Source organism: Kitasatospora sp. NPDC127067, assembly GCF_042724755.1.
Lineage (GTDB): Bacteria > Actinomycetota > Actinomycetes > Streptomycetales > Streptomycetaceae > Kitasatospora > Kitasatospora lactacystinica.
Map to the genome: position 1 here is coordinate 29,840 of NZ_JBHXEM010000031.1, position 13,977 is coordinate 43,816.

16 protein-coding genes and 1 riboswitch are annotated in these 13,977 nt (G+C 73.5%); of the genes, 12 read left to right on the forward strand and 4 right to left on the reverse strand.

The window, feature by feature from the left end:
* Positions 1–9: 9 nt before the first annotated feature.
* The gene (locus ACFWJ4_RS15760; RefSeq protein WP_380543945.1) at positions 10–423 is read right to left on the reverse strand and encodes an HIT family protein; all 414 of its coding nucleotides are present in this window, start codon (positions 421–423) and stop codon (positions 10–12) included.
* A gap of 182 nt (positions 424–605) precedes the next feature.
* Between ACFWJ4_RS15760 and ACFWJ4_RS15765 the strand changes: the two genes are divergently transcribed.
* Entirely contained in the window at positions 606–794 is a 189-nt protein-coding gene (locus ACFWJ4_RS15765; RefSeq protein WP_380543948.1) for a YegP family protein, read from the forward strand.
* A gap of 110 nt (positions 795–904) precedes the next feature.
* On the opposite strand, the gene ACFWJ4_RS15770 is transcribed toward ACFWJ4_RS15765, so the two are convergent.
* Positions 905–1,600: an MSMEG_1061 family FMN-dependent PPOX-type flavoprotein gene (locus ACFWJ4_RS15770; RefSeq protein ID WP_359898686.1), complete on the reverse strand. Its 696-nt coding sequence runs from the start codon at positions 1,598–1,600 to the stop codon at positions 905–907.
* Between the two features lie 162 nt (positions 1,601–1,762).
* On the opposite strand from ACFWJ4_RS15770, the gene ACFWJ4_RS15775 reads away from it, so the two are divergent.
* Positions 1,763–2,077, forward strand: coding sequence for an antibiotic biosynthesis monooxygenase family protein (locus tag ACFWJ4_RS15775; protein ID WP_380543951.1), 315 nt, complete (start codon positions 1,763–1,765; stop codon positions 2,075–2,077).
* Between the two features lie 9 nt (positions 2,078–2,086).
* On the opposite strand, the gene ACFWJ4_RS15780 is transcribed toward ACFWJ4_RS15775, so the two are convergent.
* A complete protein-coding gene (locus tag ACFWJ4_RS15780) occupies positions 2,087–2,335 on the reverse strand; it encodes an SCO4226 family nickel-binding protein (protein WP_380543954.1) in 249 nt (82 codons plus the stop codon).
* 237 nt (positions 2,336–2,572) lie between these two features.
* Positions 2,573–2,700: riboswitch (FMN riboswitch) on the forward strand.
* Between the two features lie 224 nt (positions 2,701–2,924).
* Between ACFWJ4_RS15780 and ACFWJ4_RS15785 the strand changes: the two genes are divergently transcribed.
* From ACFWJ4_RS15785 to ACFWJ4_RS15830, 10 genes are all read left to right on the forward strand, one after another.
* On the forward strand, positions 2,925–3,680 hold the full coding sequence (locus ACFWJ4_RS15785) for a riboflavin synthase (protein WP_380543956.1): 756 nt from the start codon (positions 2,925–2,927) through the stop codon (positions 3,678–3,680).
* Between the two features lie 56 nt (positions 3,681–3,736).
* On the forward strand, positions 3,737–4,324 hold the full coding sequence (locus tag ACFWJ4_RS15790; RefSeq protein WP_380544058.1) for a nicotinamide riboside transporter PnuC: 588 nt from the start codon (positions 3,737–3,739) through the stop codon (positions 4,322–4,324).
* A gap of 5 nt (positions 4,325–4,329) precedes the next feature.
* Complete coding sequence (locus ACFWJ4_RS15795) at positions 4,330–5,607, forward strand: bifunctional 3,4-dihydroxy-2-butanone-4-phosphate synthase/GTP cyclohydrolase II (RefSeq protein WP_380544061.1); 1,278 nt, start codon at positions 4,330–4,332, stop codon at positions 5,605–5,607.
* 96 nt (positions 5,608–5,703) lie between these two features.
* Positions 5,704–6,177: a 6,7-dimethyl-8-ribityllumazine synthase gene (gene ribH, locus ACFWJ4_RS15800; RefSeq protein WP_380543959.1), complete on the forward strand. Its 474-nt coding sequence runs from the start codon at positions 5,704–5,706 to the stop codon at positions 6,175–6,177.
* 101 nt (positions 6,178–6,278) lie between these two features.
* Positions 6,279–6,551 carry a phosphoribosyl-ATP diphosphatase gene (locus ACFWJ4_RS15805; protein ID WP_280685086.1) on the forward strand — a complete coding sequence of 91 codons (273 nt, stop codon included), beginning with the start codon at positions 6,279–6,281 and terminating at the stop codon, positions 6,549–6,551.
* 55 nt (positions 6,552–6,606) lie between these two features.
* Complete coding sequence (gene hisG, locus ACFWJ4_RS15810) at positions 6,607–7,455, forward strand: ATP phosphoribosyltransferase (RefSeq protein WP_380543962.1); 849 nt, start codon at positions 6,607–6,609, stop codon at positions 7,453–7,455.
* A gap of 145 nt (positions 7,456–7,600) precedes the next feature.
* Entirely contained in the window at positions 7,601–8,041 is a 441-nt protein-coding gene (locus tag ACFWJ4_RS15815) for a PH domain-containing protein (protein ID WP_359898675.1), read from the forward strand.
* A 224-nt stretch (positions 8,042–8,265) separates the two neighbouring features.
* Positions 8,266–9,609 (forward strand): hemolysin family protein, encoded by a 1,344-nt coding sequence (locus ACFWJ4_RS15820; RefSeq protein WP_380543965.1) that lies wholly within the window; start codon positions 8,266–8,268, stop codon positions 9,607–9,609.
* Positions 9,606–10,652 carry a hemolysin family protein gene (locus ACFWJ4_RS15825; protein ID WP_380543968.1) on the forward strand — a complete coding sequence of 349 codons (1,047 nt, stop codon included), beginning with the start codon at positions 9,606–9,608 and terminating at the stop codon, positions 10,650–10,652. The genes ACFWJ4_RS15820 and ACFWJ4_RS15825 overlap by 4 nt, the downstream gene beginning before the upstream one ends.
* Positions 10,653–10,761: 109 nt before the next feature.
* Positions 10,762–11,748, forward strand: coding sequence for an NAD-dependent epimerase/dehydratase family protein (locus ACFWJ4_RS15830; protein WP_380543971.1), 987 nt, complete (start codon positions 10,762–10,764; stop codon positions 11,746–11,748).
* Positions 11,749–11,842: 94 nt separating this feature from the next.
* Here ACFWJ4_RS15830 and ACFWJ4_RS15835 read toward each other — a convergent pair whose 3' ends face one another.
* The gene (locus ACFWJ4_RS15835) at positions 11,843–13,909 is read right to left on the reverse strand and encodes an AAA family ATPase (protein WP_380544064.1); all 2,067 of its coding nucleotides are present in this window, start codon (positions 13,907–13,909) and stop codon (positions 11,843–11,845) included.
* Positions 13,910–13,977 lie beyond the last annotated feature (68 nt).

A 13,977-nucleotide genomic window follows, 5' to 3' on the forward strand; every position in this document is an offset into this window, starting at 1 on the left:
CCGCGCCGCTCAGTCCTCCAGCGCCTCCCGCAGCCGGCCCGCGACCTCCGCCGCCCCCGCCTCGTCCGGATACCGCCGCCGCGGCCAGAAGAACCCGCGCAGCCCGTCCTTCGGATTGCGCGGCACCACGTGGACGTGCAGGTGCGGCACCGACTGGCTGATCCGGTTGTTCGCCGCGACGAAGCTGCCCGCCGCGCCCAGCCCGCGCTCGACGGCCGTCGCCACCCGCTGCACCCGCAGGAAGAACGGTCCCACCTCCGCGCCCGGCAGGTCGGCCAGGGTCGGGTGGTGGGCGCGCGGCACGACCAGCACATGCCCGGGGAACAGCGGCCGGCGGTCCAGGAAGGCCACCGCGGCCTCGTCGTCCAGCACGCGGTGCGCCGGCTCCTCGCCCGCCACCACCGCACAGAAGACGCAGTCCATCCGTCCATTCAATCCACCGGCGGCCGTCCCGGCACTCCCGCCGATCCCCGCGGATCCGGCTTCACCCGTCCGGCTCCCGCCCGGGTGCGGCCGCCCCGGCGCCGGGCGCACGGTGGCGCCGGGGGCAGGACGGCGGGCGCATCGAGCGTTCCGCGAGGAGGCCCCGCGAGGAGGTGGCCCGGATGTCGGGCAAGTTCGAGGTCTATCAGGACGCCGGCGGCAAGTACCGGTTCCGGCTCAAGGCGGGCAACGGCGAGATCGTCGCCACCGGCCAGGGCTACGCCAGCAAGGACGCCGCCCACAAGGGCGTCGAGGCGGTCCGGCGGGCCGCCGACGGTGCGGCCGTGGAGGACCTTCCCAGGGCGGCCTGAGCGCGCGCCGCCCGGCGATCCGGTCCGCCCCCGGACCGGTCGCCGGGCGTCCCGCGCGGAGCGGGGTCCGTACGGAGCGGGGTCCGCGCGGCCCCGGCACCTCACTCGCATCACTCGTACCGGTACAGCAGCGCCTCCCGCTCGTACTGCTCGATCATCTCCACGGTCAGCGACTCGTCCCGCAGGTGCGAGAGCGTGACCTCCGCCGAACTCGGCTGCGCGTCCTTGGCGAGCCAGTTCTCCGGCTTCCACGCCGAGGAGCGCAGGAAGGCCTTCGGGCAGTGCCCGTACACCTCCTCGACGGCGACCACGATCGCGCTGCGCGGCGGCTTGCCGACGGCGGTCAGCTGCCGCAGCAGCTCCGGGTCGGTCGAGACGCAGGCCCGCCCGTTGACCCGCAGCGTGGCGTCCCGGCCCGGGACGACGAAGAGCAGCCCGACCCGGCCGGTCTCCAGGATGTTGTGCAGGGTGTCCAAGCGCTTGTTGCCGGTGGCGTCCGGAATGGCCAGGGTGTACGGGTCGAGCACCGAGACCAGCCCGGCCGGCCCGCCGCGCGGGGAGACGTCGCAGCGTCCGGCGGCGTCGGTGCTGGCCACGAACACCAGCGGGGAGCAGGCGATCAGGCGCTGGGCGACCTCGTGCAGGCGGTCGACCTGCTTGCGGCGGGCCTGGTCGCCGGGCTGCTCGTAGATCTCCCGCAGCTGGGCGGGATCGCTGAGCGCGCCCGCGTGGAGGGCGTCGAACAGGCCGCCCGGCCGGTCCGGCGCGGAGGTTGACGAAACGGCAGATTCCGGTGTGGTCGTCATACCGGGAATGTAGCCGAGGCCGCTCGGCGCACCCCGCCCCCCGCACTGCCGCGGCCCTCCGTGAAATTCCGCCCCCACCCCTCCCCACCAGCGGTTCCACGCTCATAATGGGGGCCAGGGAGCACTGGGACAAGGCCCGCCGGGCAGCCGGAGGTGGTGGTCGTGATCGTCAGAATCTGGGCCGGGCAGGTCCTCGCCGATCGACTCGATGAGTTCTGCGCGCACCTGGCCGCCCAGGTGATCCCGGAACTCGGGCGGACCGAGGGCTGCCTCGGCGGCGAGCTGCTGCGCTCGGTGTCCGAGGACCGGCACCGGGTGCTGGTGCTGAGCCGCTGGCGCGACGAGGAGGCCCTGCGCGGGTACGCGGGGCCGATGTGGCGGATCCGGCCGGTCTGGTCGGAGGGTGAGCTGAGCTACCTCGCCCACCCGCCGGAGGTCACCCACTTCTTGCAGATTGCCGCACCGGCCACGCTCTGAACCGGGCTCTCACACCGACAGCGGCACCGAATGGATCTCGTCCGCCGGGTGCCCGGAGCGGTCGTGGACCCGCTGCACGGCCTCCTTGGACGGTGCGTCGGAGAGGCAGTACACCGTGCCCGATTCCGGGTCCGCCCAGGCCTGCTGGAAGTGGACGCCCTCCTCGCCCTGGATCGCCAGGTCGGCCGCGTGTGCCTGCTTGAGCTGCTCGGCCGTGATTCCGGCCATCCCGTGGTGGACGTCCATGAACTTCGCCATCGCCCTCGCCTCCGTAGCTTCGATGTGTCATCGGCAGGGCCCCGACTACCAGCCTCGCCCCCGCCGTCCGCCTGCGCCACCAGACCGCCGGGCCCGCGCCCGCGGACCGGATCGCGCGAGCCGCGGACGGCACCCCGCCGCGCATTCCCCGCACGCCCGTGAAACAGACCACAGGCACGGGGCCTCCCTGCCGTTGCGCCGACCGTGGCACAATGACGGCATCAAGCAGTGACGTTCAGCGCACTCCGGGGTCGGTGAAAATCCGAACCGGCGGTTACAGTCCGCGACCCGTCCGCAGCCAGCGGCCGGTTGACCAGGTGAAATTCCTGGACCGACGGTTAAAGTCCGGATGGGAGGCGTGCGCGGGCGGACGAAGAGCAGTACCCGTGGGTCCAGTGGCGGAGAACCGTCCTCCGGGCCCCGGTCAGGTGAACGACGGGAGCGGTGTCTCCCGTGCCGGGCGAGCGATCTCCCGGCGGCCTCGGCATCCCCGGCGACGGGTGGTGTCCCCGGTCCGTACGCCGGTGCCCGTCCGTGTCATCTCCCATGCCGCCCCGGAGTCCGCGCCCCAAGCGCGAGGAGAACCCGGGTGTTCACCGGCATCATCGAAGAGCTCGGCGAGGTCGTGTCGATCCAGGAGATCGGCGACTCCTCGCGGATCCGCCTGCGCGGCCCGGTGGTCTGTACGGGTGCCCGGCACGGCGACTCCATCGCGGTCAACGGCGTGTGCCTGACCGTCGTCGACGGCCCGGCGGAACTGGCCGCCGGAACCGGTGAGTTCAGCGCCGACGTGATGGCCGAGACGCTGCACCGCTCCAGCCTCGGCGAACTGGCGCCCGGCTCCCGGGTCAACCTGGAGCGCGCCATGGCGCTCGGCGACCGGCTGGGCGGTCACCTCGTCCAGGGCCATGTCGACGCCACCGGGCGGCTGTTGAGCCGCGAGCCCGGCGAGCGCGACGCGGCGGGCGACCTGCGCTGGGAGGTGCTGCGGTTCTCGCTGCCCGAGACCGTCTCCCGCTACCTGGTGGAGAAGGGCTCGATCACGGTCGACGGCGTCAGCCTCACCGTGGTGGAGGCCGCGCAGGACAGCTTCACCGTCAGCCTCATCCCGGCCACCCTCGCGCTCACCACGCTCGGCGCCAAGGGCGTCGGGGAGAGCGTCAACCTGGAGGTGGACGTGCTGGCGAAGTACGTCGAGCGGCTCCTGGAGTCCCGCACCCTCCCGAACCTCCCGAACCTGCCGAACCTCTCCAGCCCGTCGGGCCTGTCCGACCCGTCCGAGCTGTCGTACCTGTCCAACCCGTCCGGCCGGCCGGTCGACGGAACCCCGGGGGAGTCCAAGTGAGCTGGCTCAGCGGCGAGGCGTTCACCGTCCTCGGCGAACACGTCAAGTGGGCCGACATGTTCGGCAACATCCTCGGCCTCGGCGGGCTCGCGCTCGGCTGGCGCCGCTCGGTCTGGAGCTGGCCGGTCCAGCTGCTGTCCGGCGCGGTGCTGATCGCGGCCTACTTCGGCGGCCACGTCCCCGGCCTGATCGGCAAGCAGCTGATCGTGATCGCCACCGCCGCCTGGGGCTGGGCGCAGTGGCGGCGGGGCCGCCGCGACAGCGGCACGATCGCCGTACGGTTCGCGAGTCGGCCCGAGCGGCTCGTGCTGGCGGCGGGCACCGCGGCCGGCACCGTCGCGCTCGCCCTGCTCTTCACGTCCTTCCCCAGCCTGTCCTGGAGCCCCTGGTCGGACGCCTACATCTTCGTCGGCACGCTGGCCGCGATGGTCGCCCAGGCCCGCGGCTGGGTGGAGTTCTGGTTCGCCTGGATCGCGGTCGACGCGGTCGGCGTGCCGTTCGCCTTCAACAGCGGCTACTCCTTCTCCGGCCTCACCTACTCCGTCTACTTCGTCCTGGTGCTGCTCGGCCTGCGTTCCTGGTGGCTGAGCACCCGTGAGCCGCGCGCCAAGTCCGCCACCGTCCCGCAGGGAGCCACGGTATGACCGAGATGACCGAGAACCAGTCCAGCAGCGGCGCCACCGGGTCCGAGCCCGAACTCGTCCTCGACCCGGTCGAGCGGGCGATCGCCGACATCGCCCTCGGCCGCGCCGTGATCGTGGTCGACGACGAGGACCGCGAGAACGAGGGCGACATCGTCTTCGCCGCGTCCGCCGCGACCCCCGAGCTGATGGCCTTCACCGTCCGCTACAGCTCCGGCGTGATCTGCGCCCCGATGACCGGCGAGGAGCTGGACCGCCTCAAGCTCCCGCCGATGACCCAGGTCAACGAGGACCGCAAGGGCACCGCGTACACCGTCTCGGTGGACGCCCGCGAGGGGGTCGACACCGGCATCTCCGCCGCCGACCGCGCCCGCACCGTACGGCTGCTCTCCTCGTCCGGCACCCAGCCCGGCGACCTCACCCGCCCCGGGCACGTCTTCCCGCTGCGCGCCGTCGAGGGCGGCGTGCTGGTCCGCCCCGGGCACACCGAGGCCGCCGTCGACCTGGCCCGGCTGGCCGGGCTGCCGCCGGCCGGCGCGATCGCCGAGGTGGTCAACGACGACGGCAGCATGGCCCGGCTGCCCGAGCTGGTCGCCTTCGCCCGCGAGCACGGCCTCGCGATCATCTCCATCGAGGACCTGATCGCCTACCGCCGCCGTACCGAGCTGCACGTCGACCGGGCCGCCGTCACCGCCCTGCCCACCGCGTACGGGGAGTTCACCGCCGTCGGCTACAGGGGCACCATCGACGGCGTCGAGCACCTCGCGCTGGTGGCCGGCGGTCTGGACGCGCAGGGCCGGCTGCCGGACGACGAGGACGTCCTGGTGCGGGTCCACTCCGAGTGCCTGACCGGTGACGTCTTCGGATCGCTGCGCTGCGACTGCGGCCCGCAGCTGCAGGCCTCGCTGCAGCGGGTCGCCGCGGCCGGGCGCGGCGTGGTGCTGTACCTGCGCGGCCACGAGGGGCGGGGGATCGGCCTGGCCCACAAGCTGCGCGCGTACGAGCTGCAGGAGCGGGGGCGGGACACCGTCGACGCCAACCTGGACCTCGGCCTGCCCGCCGACGCCCGGGACTACAGCATCGCGGCCCAGATGCTGGTGGACCTCGGCGTCCGCTCGCTCACCCTGCTCACCAACAACCCGCAGAAGCTGACCGCGCTCACCGAGCACGGGCTCAAGGTCAAGGGGCGCGAAGCGGTCGAGATCGCGCCCGGCGAGCACAACCTGCGCTACCTGCGCACCAAGCGCGACCGGATGGGCCACGAGCTGCCCGGCCTCGGTTCCTGACCCCCGGCCCCGGGCCCTGACCACCCGCATCCGCACGACAACCACCCGCACGACAGCCACCCGCACCCGCACGACAGACAGAACGGACGAAGAGACATGAGCGGCCACGGAGCCCCCGAGCTGACCATCGACGGCGCCGCCGACCTCAAGGTCGCCGTCGTCGCCGCCCAGTGGCACGACACGGTGATGAACGGCCTGCTGGACGGCGCCCACCGCGCGCTCAAGGAGCTGGGCGTCGCCGAGCCGACCGTGCTGCGGGTGCCCGGCACCTTCGAGCTGCCGGTCGCCGCCAAGCGCCTCGCCGAGCGCGGCTACGACGCCGTGGTGGCCCTCGGCGTGGTGATCCGCGGTGGTACCCCGCACTTCGACTACGTCTGCCAGGCGGCCACCGTCGGCCTCACCCAGGTCAGCGTCGACACCGGCGTCCCGGTCGGCTTCGGCGTGCTGACCTGCGACAACGAGGAGCAGGCGATCGACCGCGCGGGCCTGCCCGGCTCCGCCGAGGACAAGGGCCACGAGGCCGTCACCGCCGCCGTCGCCACCGCCGCGGTCCTGCGCGCGGCGCTCTGACGACGAACCGCCCGGTCCCGGAGCACGGACGTCCACTGGACTGTCCACGCTCCGGGACCGTTTACCGTCCGTCCGCCCGCACGCCGTAAGGTGGCCCCATCATGGCTTCGAAGACATTCGAGGAGCTCTTCGCCGAGCTCCAGCAGAAGGCCGCCACCGGCGACCCCTCGTCCTCCCGCACCGCGCAGCTCGTCCAGCAGGGCGTCCATGCGATCGGCAAGAAGGTCGTCGAGGAGGCCGCCGAGGTCTGGATGGCCGCCGAGTTCCAGTCGGACGAGCAGACGGCGGAGGAGGTCTCGCAGCTCCTCTACCACGTTCAGGTGATGATGATCGCCCGCGGACTGACGCTCGACGACGTCTACAAGTACCTCTAGACACCCGCTCCCCAGAGCACACCCATCCTCCCAACAGGTAAGGAAGCAACCTCCCATGCTGCGCATCGCCGTCCCCAACAAGGGTTCTCTCTCGGGTCCCGCGGCGGAGATGCTCCATGAGGCCGGCTACCGCCAGCGGAAGGACCCCAAGGAGCTCGTCCTCGTCGACCCGAACAACGAGGTGGAGTTCTTCTTCCTCCGCCCGCGGGACATCGCCGTCTACGTCGGCTCCGGCCGCCTCGACGTCGGCATCACCGGCCGCGACCTGCTGCTGGACTCGCACTCCAACGCGGAGGAGGTGCTCGCCCTCGGCTTCTCCGGGTCGACCTTCCGCTTCGCCCGCCCCGAGGGCGTGGACGTCGAGGACGTCAAGGGCCTGGAGGGCCTGCGGATCGCCACCTCCTACACCGGCCTGGTCGAGCAGCACCTCGCCGACCACGGCGTGAAGGCGACGGTCACCAAGCTGGACGGCGCGGTCGAGACCGCGGTGCAGCTGGGCGTCGCCGACGTGATCGCCGACGTGGTGGAGACCGGCACCAGCCTGCGCAACGCGGGCCTGGAGGTGTTCGGCGAGCCGATCCTGATCTCCGACGCCGTGGTGATCCGGCCCAAGGGCGCGGGCGAGGACACGCGGGTGGAGCAGTTCCTGCGCCGCCTCCAGGGCGTGCTGGTGGCCCGCCGCTACGTGCTGATGGACTACGACATCCGCGCCGAGAACGTCGGTTCCGCCGTCGCGCTCACCCCGGGCCTGGAGTCGCCGACCGTCTCCCCGCTGCACACCGAGGGCTGGGTCGCGGTGCGTTCGATGGTGCTCCGCAAGGAGGCCCAGCAGATCATGGACGACCTGTGGGGCATCGGCGCCCGGGCCATCCTGGTCACCAACATCCACGCCTGCCGCCTCTGACCCGGGGGCCCGCCGCCCTCGAACCGCGTGTCCGGGTGACCTGCCCGCCGGCCCGCGGGTAAAGAACGGTTCAATGGGGGTGGGGACGCCGACCGCGTCCCCGCCCCTCGTGCTGCCGCAACCAGAACCACCCCGGAGACCCCACGTGTCCACGCCGCCCGTCCAGTTCCCCGTCACCTGGGCGCCGCGCCGCACCCGCGCCGTGCTGCTGCCGGTCTGCGTGCTGCTGGTGGCGCTGTTCTCCGCGATGGCCGTGCTGCTCCCGGAGAACTGGCAGCTCAACGACCGGATCATGATGATGGCCAGCGGCGTCCTGTTCGCCGGCGTCGGCCTGATGCTGGCCCGCCCCCGGGTGAGCGCCGACGCGGAGGGCGTGACGGTGGTCAACTTCGTCCGCCGCCGCCGGCTCGCCTGGGCCGAGATCGTCCGGGTCAACTTCCGCCAGGGCGACCCGTGGGCCACCCTCGACCTCGCCGACGGCACCTCGCTCGCCGCGGTCGGCATCCAGTCCGGCGTCGGCAAGGACCGGGCGATCGCGGACGCCCGCGCGCTGCGCGACCTGGTCGAGCAGCACGCCCGGGTCTGAATCCGGACCCGCCCCCACCGGGGGTTCTCCGTTCCCGGCGGGCCGAACAGGCTCCTTACCCCCATCCGGGTATGGTCTACGCTGGTAAAAGTAGGGCAAACTTCGCCCTGCCCGAAATCGAGTGCCCGAACCCGACCAGAGGAGTGACACTCCCCCTCGATGGACGATCCGTCCGGTAGTACCTGCGCCGCCTCGCTTCCCGACCCCGGAAGGCAGGCGGCACTGTGATCACCGCTTGGCTGCTGTTGCTCGCGGCCGTTCTCCTGATCCTCGCCAACGGCCTCTTCGTGGCCGCCGAGTTCGCCTTCGTGACCGTGGAGCGCGGAGAGGTCGACCGGTCCGCCGAGGCGGGCGACGCCAAGTCCCGCCGCGTCGCCGGGGCCCTGCGGCACCTCTCCTTCGAACTCTCCGGCGCCCAGCTCGGCATCACCGTCACCTCGCTGGTGGTCGGCATGCTCGCCGAGCCGGCGCTGTCCACCCTGCTCGCGCCCGTGATGTCCGCCATCGGCGTGCCCGACTCGGCCGCCCGCGGCGTCTCCGTGATCGTCGGCATGGTGCTGGCCACCGTCGTCCAGATGGTGATCGGCGAGCTGGTTCCGAAGAACTGGGCGATCTCCCGCCCGCTCCAGGTGGCCCGCGCGGTCGCCGCCCCGCACATGGCCTTCTCCTTCGCCTGCCGCCCGCTGATCAGCTTCCTGAACGGCGCCGCCGACCGGACCGTCCGCGCCTTCGGCATCGAGCCGCAGGAGGAGCTGGCGCACGCCCGCACCCCGGACGAGCTGGTCTCGCTGGCCCGCCACTCGGCCAGGGCCGGCGCCATAGACGAGGAGTCGGCGACTCTGTTCGTCCGGACCCTGGGCCTGCGCGAGCTGACCGCGGAGTCCGTGATGACCCCGCGCGTCGACGTGGCCGCGCTCCAGCGCGACGCCACCGCCTCCGACGTCATCAACCTGACCCGGGCCACCGGCCTGTCCCGCTTCCCGGTCTACACCGACAGCCTGGACGAGGTCACCGGCACCGTCACGCTCAAGGACGCCCTGGCCGTCCCGGCCGCCCGGCGCGGCCTGGTGCGGGTCGGCGAGCTGGCCTCGCCGCCGCTGCTGGTGCCCGAGACGCTGCCCGCCGAGCGGCTGCTCGACCAGCTGCGCCGCCTCCAGCCGATGGCCATCGTGGTCGACGAGTACGGCGGCACCGCCGGCGTCGTCACCGTCGAGGACATCGTCGAGGAGATCGTCGGCGAGGTGCAGGACGAGCACGACCCGGACGACCACCCCGAGCTGTTCGCGCTGCCGCCGGTCAACGGCCTGCCGGTCTGGGAGGCCGACGGTCGCGCCCGGATCGACCAGCTGGAGCGGATCGGCCTGAACGCCCCCGACGGCCCGTACGAGACCCTGGCCGGTCTGGTCTCCGACCTGCTCGGCAAGCTCCCCGAGGTGGGCGAGCAGACCGAGCTGCCCGGTTGGCGCTTCACCGTGACCGGTGTCGACCGCCACCGCACCACCGAGGTCCGGGTGGAGCGCACCACCGCGCCCGCGCAGTTCGACGAGGACCGGGAGGAGGGCCGATGACCGCCCTGCAACTGGCCGTCGCGCTGCTGCTCCTGCTCGGCAACGCCTTCTTCGTCGGCGCCGAGTTCGCCGTGGTGTCGGTGCGCCGCAGCCAGATCGAACCGCTCGCCGAGGCCGGGCACAAGCGCGCCCGCACCGTGCTGCACGCGCTGTCCAACGTCTCCGCGATGCTGGCCGCCGCCCAGCTCGGCATCACCGTCTGCTCGCTGGGCCTCGGCGCCCTCGCCGAGCCGACCATCGCCTCCCTGCTGGAGGGCCCGTTCCACGCGATCGGCGTCCCGTCCACCCTGATGCACCCGCTCTCGTACGGGATCTCGCTCGCCGTCGTGGTCTTCCTGCACATGGTGATGGGCGAGATGGTGCCGAAGAACATGGCCATGGCCGGCCCGGAGCGGGCCGCACTCTGGCTCGGCCCGCCGCTGGACCGGCTGGCCCGCTGGCTCGCCCCGGTGATCCGGGTGCTGAACGCCCTCGCCAACGGCATCCTCAAGCTGTTCCGGGTGGACGCCAAGGACGAGGTCGAGTCGGTCTTCACCACCGAGCAGCTGATGTACCTGCTGGCGGACTCCCGGGACGCCGGGCTGCTCGACGAGGGCCGCCAGGAGCGCCTGGAGGACGCGCTGGAGCTGGGCCACCGCCCGGTCACCGAGGTGCTGCTCAAGCCCGAGCAGCTGGTCACCGTGGACACCAAGGCGACCGCCGCCGAGGTCGAGGAGCTGGCGCTGCGCACCGGCTTCTCGCGCTTCCCGGTCACCGACGGCGACCCGGCCGGCCACGGCTACCTCGGCTACATCCACCTCAAGGACGTCCTCGACGTGGAGGACGCCTCGGCGCCCGTTCCGGCCCGCCTGTGGCGGCCGATCACGGTGCTGCGCGGCAGCCTCCCGCTGGACGACGCCCTCGGCGCGATGCGCCGGGCCACCTGCCACCTGGCCGCCGTGCTGGACCAGGACGGGCGCACGCTCGGCGTGGTCATGCTGGAGGACGTGCTGGAGGAGCTGGTCGGCGAGGTGCACGACCCGGACCACCGCGCCACGGCCTGACGCCGGCCCGGCAGGTCCGGGCCCCGCTGACGGCGTGTTCGCTCCCGGCGATTTCGCCCAGAGCATGCAGCCGTTCCATGCCGGCCACCCTGGGAGCAGGGTGGTCGGCATGAGACTTCTCCTGCTGGGTGGAACCGAGTTCGTCGGACGGGTCGTCGCCGAAGAGGCGCTGGCCAGGGGATGGGAGGTGACGGCCCTCAACCGCGGCACGCGGCCCGCGCCCGAGGGCGTCCGGACACTGCTGGGCGACCGCACCGCCGAGGGCGGCCTCGCGGCGCTCGGCACCGGGGAGTGGGACGCCGTGGTGGACACCTGGTCCTGGGCCCCCGCGGCGGTGCGCGACAGCGCCCGCCTCCTGAACGGCCGGGTCGGCCACTACGCGTACGTCTCCAGCCGGTCGGTGTACGACTACCCGCTGCGGGCCGGGGCCGGCGAGGCCGCGCCGGTGGTCGCCTCCTCCCCGGACCTCACCGGCGAGGTGCCCTACGCCGAGGCCAAGCGCGGCGCCGAACTGGCGCTGGAGGCGGAGTTCGGCGGTCGGGCGCTGCTGGCCCGGGCCGGGCTGATCCTCGGCCCGCACGAGAACATCGGGCGGCTGCCGTGGTGGCTCAACCGGATCGCCGAGGGCGGCCCGGTGCTCGCCCCGGGGCCGCGCGGGCTGGCCCTGCAGTACATCGACGTCCGCGACCTCGCGGCCTGGACCCTGGACGCCGCGGCGGCCCGCCTCGCCGGCCCGTACAACCTGGTCGGTCCGTCCGGCCACGCCACCATGGGCGAGCTGCTGGAGGCCTGCGTACGGGCCACCGGTTCGGACGCCGAGCTGCGCTGGACGGACCCGGAGCGGATCCTCGCGGCGGGCGTCGAGCCGTGGACCGAGCTGCCGATCTGGCTGGCGCCCGGCGAGCTGTACGACTTCCTGCACACCGGCTCGGTCGAGCGCGCGCTCGGCGCGGGGCTGCGCTGCCGCCCGGTCGCCGAGACCGTGGCGGACACCTGGGCCTGGCTGCGGTCGATCGGCGGCAGCGCGCCGCGGCGGTCCGACCGGGTCACGGTGGGGCTGGACCGGGAGCGGGAGGCGGCGCTCCTCAACGGCTGAACGGGCGGGCGGGCCGGTCCCCGGGCGGGCGGGGGCCGGCTTCCGCCCGCCGCCCGGCTCCGCCCACAGATCGGCTCCGGCCGCCGCCCGCCGGTCAGCTCCGGCCGTCGATCAGCTCCCCGTACGCCTGGACCAGGTCCGGCAGCCGCAGGGTGGCCAGGTCCTCCCGGCCCGGCGGCTCGCGCAGCAGCGACAGCCGCAGGTCCCGGTAGGCGCAGGACTTCTCGTACAGGGTGCGGATGAACCGGCCGTTGCCCAGCTCGTCGATCCAGCCCTCGCGGACCACGTGGGTGCAGATGCTGGCCAGCTCCTCGACGGCGTCCTCGTCCCAGCCGTCGCCGTCCCGGCCGGCCAGCGAGGCGCCGATCGCGGTCAGTTCGCTCGGGCGGTAGCTGGGGAAGTCGACCCGGGTGGTGAAGCGGGAGTTGAGGCCGGGGTTGGTGGCGAGCAGCCGGTTCATGCCCTCGGGGTAGCCGGCCAGGATCACCACCAGCCGGTCGCGGTTGTCCTCGGCACGCTTGAGCAGGACCTGAAGCGCCTCGTCGCCGTACGCGTCGCCCTTGGTGTAGCCGGAGTTGGAGAGGCTGTACGCCTCGTCGATGAAGAGCACGCCGTCCAGTGCGGAGTCGATCAGCTCGTTCGCCTTCACGGCGGTCTGGCCGAGGAACTCGCCCACCAGGTCGGCGCGTTGGGCCTCCACCAGGTGGTCGCCGGAGAGCAGCCCGAGGGCGTGGAAGACCCGGCCGAGGATGCGGGCCACGGTGGTCTTCCCGGTGCCCGAGGGGCCGGAGAAGACGAAGTGGCGCTTCGGCGGCTGGACGGGCAGGTCCTGCTCGGCCCGCAGCCGAGACATCCTCAACTGCGCGGACAGCGCCCGCACCTGGCGCTTGACCGGCTCCAGGCCGACCATCAGCGAGAGTTCGGCCAGGGCCGCGTCCAGCTCCCGTTCGTCGCCGGTGGACCGGGGCTCGGGCACGGCGGCGGTCCGGGGCTGCGCCCGGCCGAGGGCGGGCAGCGGCGGGGGCGCGGCGGAGGCCGGCGGCGCGCCGGAGCCGGAGCGTTCCCCGGCGGCCTGCGCGGCGCCGTCGGCCGCACCGCCGTCCAGCAGGGCGCCGCCGGCGGTCAGGGCGCCGTCCGCCGGGGGCACGTCCACCAGGCCGGCGTCCACCAGCCCGGCGTCCACCGAGGGCCCGCCGCCCGACGGGAAGCCGCCGGACAGGGTGCCGGTCGACACCCCGTCGCCGGAGACGGTCGGCCCGCTCGGCCCGCCCGCGTCCCCGAACTCCTCGCCGTACCCGGGCAGCTCGCCGTACCCGGGCAACCCGGCGAACCCGGCCTCGTCCGGGTACTCGGCGTCGAAGCCGGGGGCGTCCGGCAGGGCGGCGTCGGCCGCTCCCGGGCGCCCGCCGGCCGGCAGTCCGTCCGCGAGTCCGTCCGTGAGCCCGTCCGCGAGCGCGTCCTCGGCCGCGATGGCCGTCAGCCGGGTCGCGGTGTCCATGAACGCCGGGTCCGCCCGGTGCACCGCCCGGTAGAGCGGCAGTGCCGCGGCGCTGCGTCCGGCGCCCTCGTACGCCCGGGCCAGCCAGTACCGCAGCTCCTTGCGCTGGGGCTGTTCGGAGCGGCAGCGGGCCAGCGAGACGGCCAGCGGCGCCTGCGCCTGGGCGCACATGTCGAGGCGCACCCGCGCCATGCCGGCGAACAGCCCGGCCTCGATGCCGAGCAGCGGGTCGTCCAGCAGGCGGTCGGTGTCCCTGATCAGCTGCTCCCAGTCCTTGAGCAGGTAGGAACGGCAGGCGTACAGGAAGCGGGCACAGGGGTCCTCGCCGGGCGCCGGGCACTGTTCCAGCGCCCGGTCCAGCTCGGCCAGGTGGCGGCCGTCCAGCCAGTGCGAGGCGTGCGCCAGCGCGAGGTCGCGGGCGTCCTCCAGTACCGGCTGCACCCACCAGCCCAGCCAGTACCAGGAACTGAGCGGCCGTCGGTGCAGCCGCCGCTGTTCGCCGAACCGCTTCTGGTGGCGGTACATGGCCAGCAGTGCGGCCGAGGTGTCGCTGCGCAGCGCGTGCAGTCCGAGCCAGGCGTCGGCCATTCCCGGGTCCAGCCGGACGGCGGCCCGGAACTCCTCCTCGGCCCGGGTGTACGCACCGGCCGTGTAGGCGTCCATGGCGCGCAGCCAGGCGCGGTCGGCGAGCCGGTCGGGCCCGCCCGCCGTGCTGTCGGAACTGTCCACCG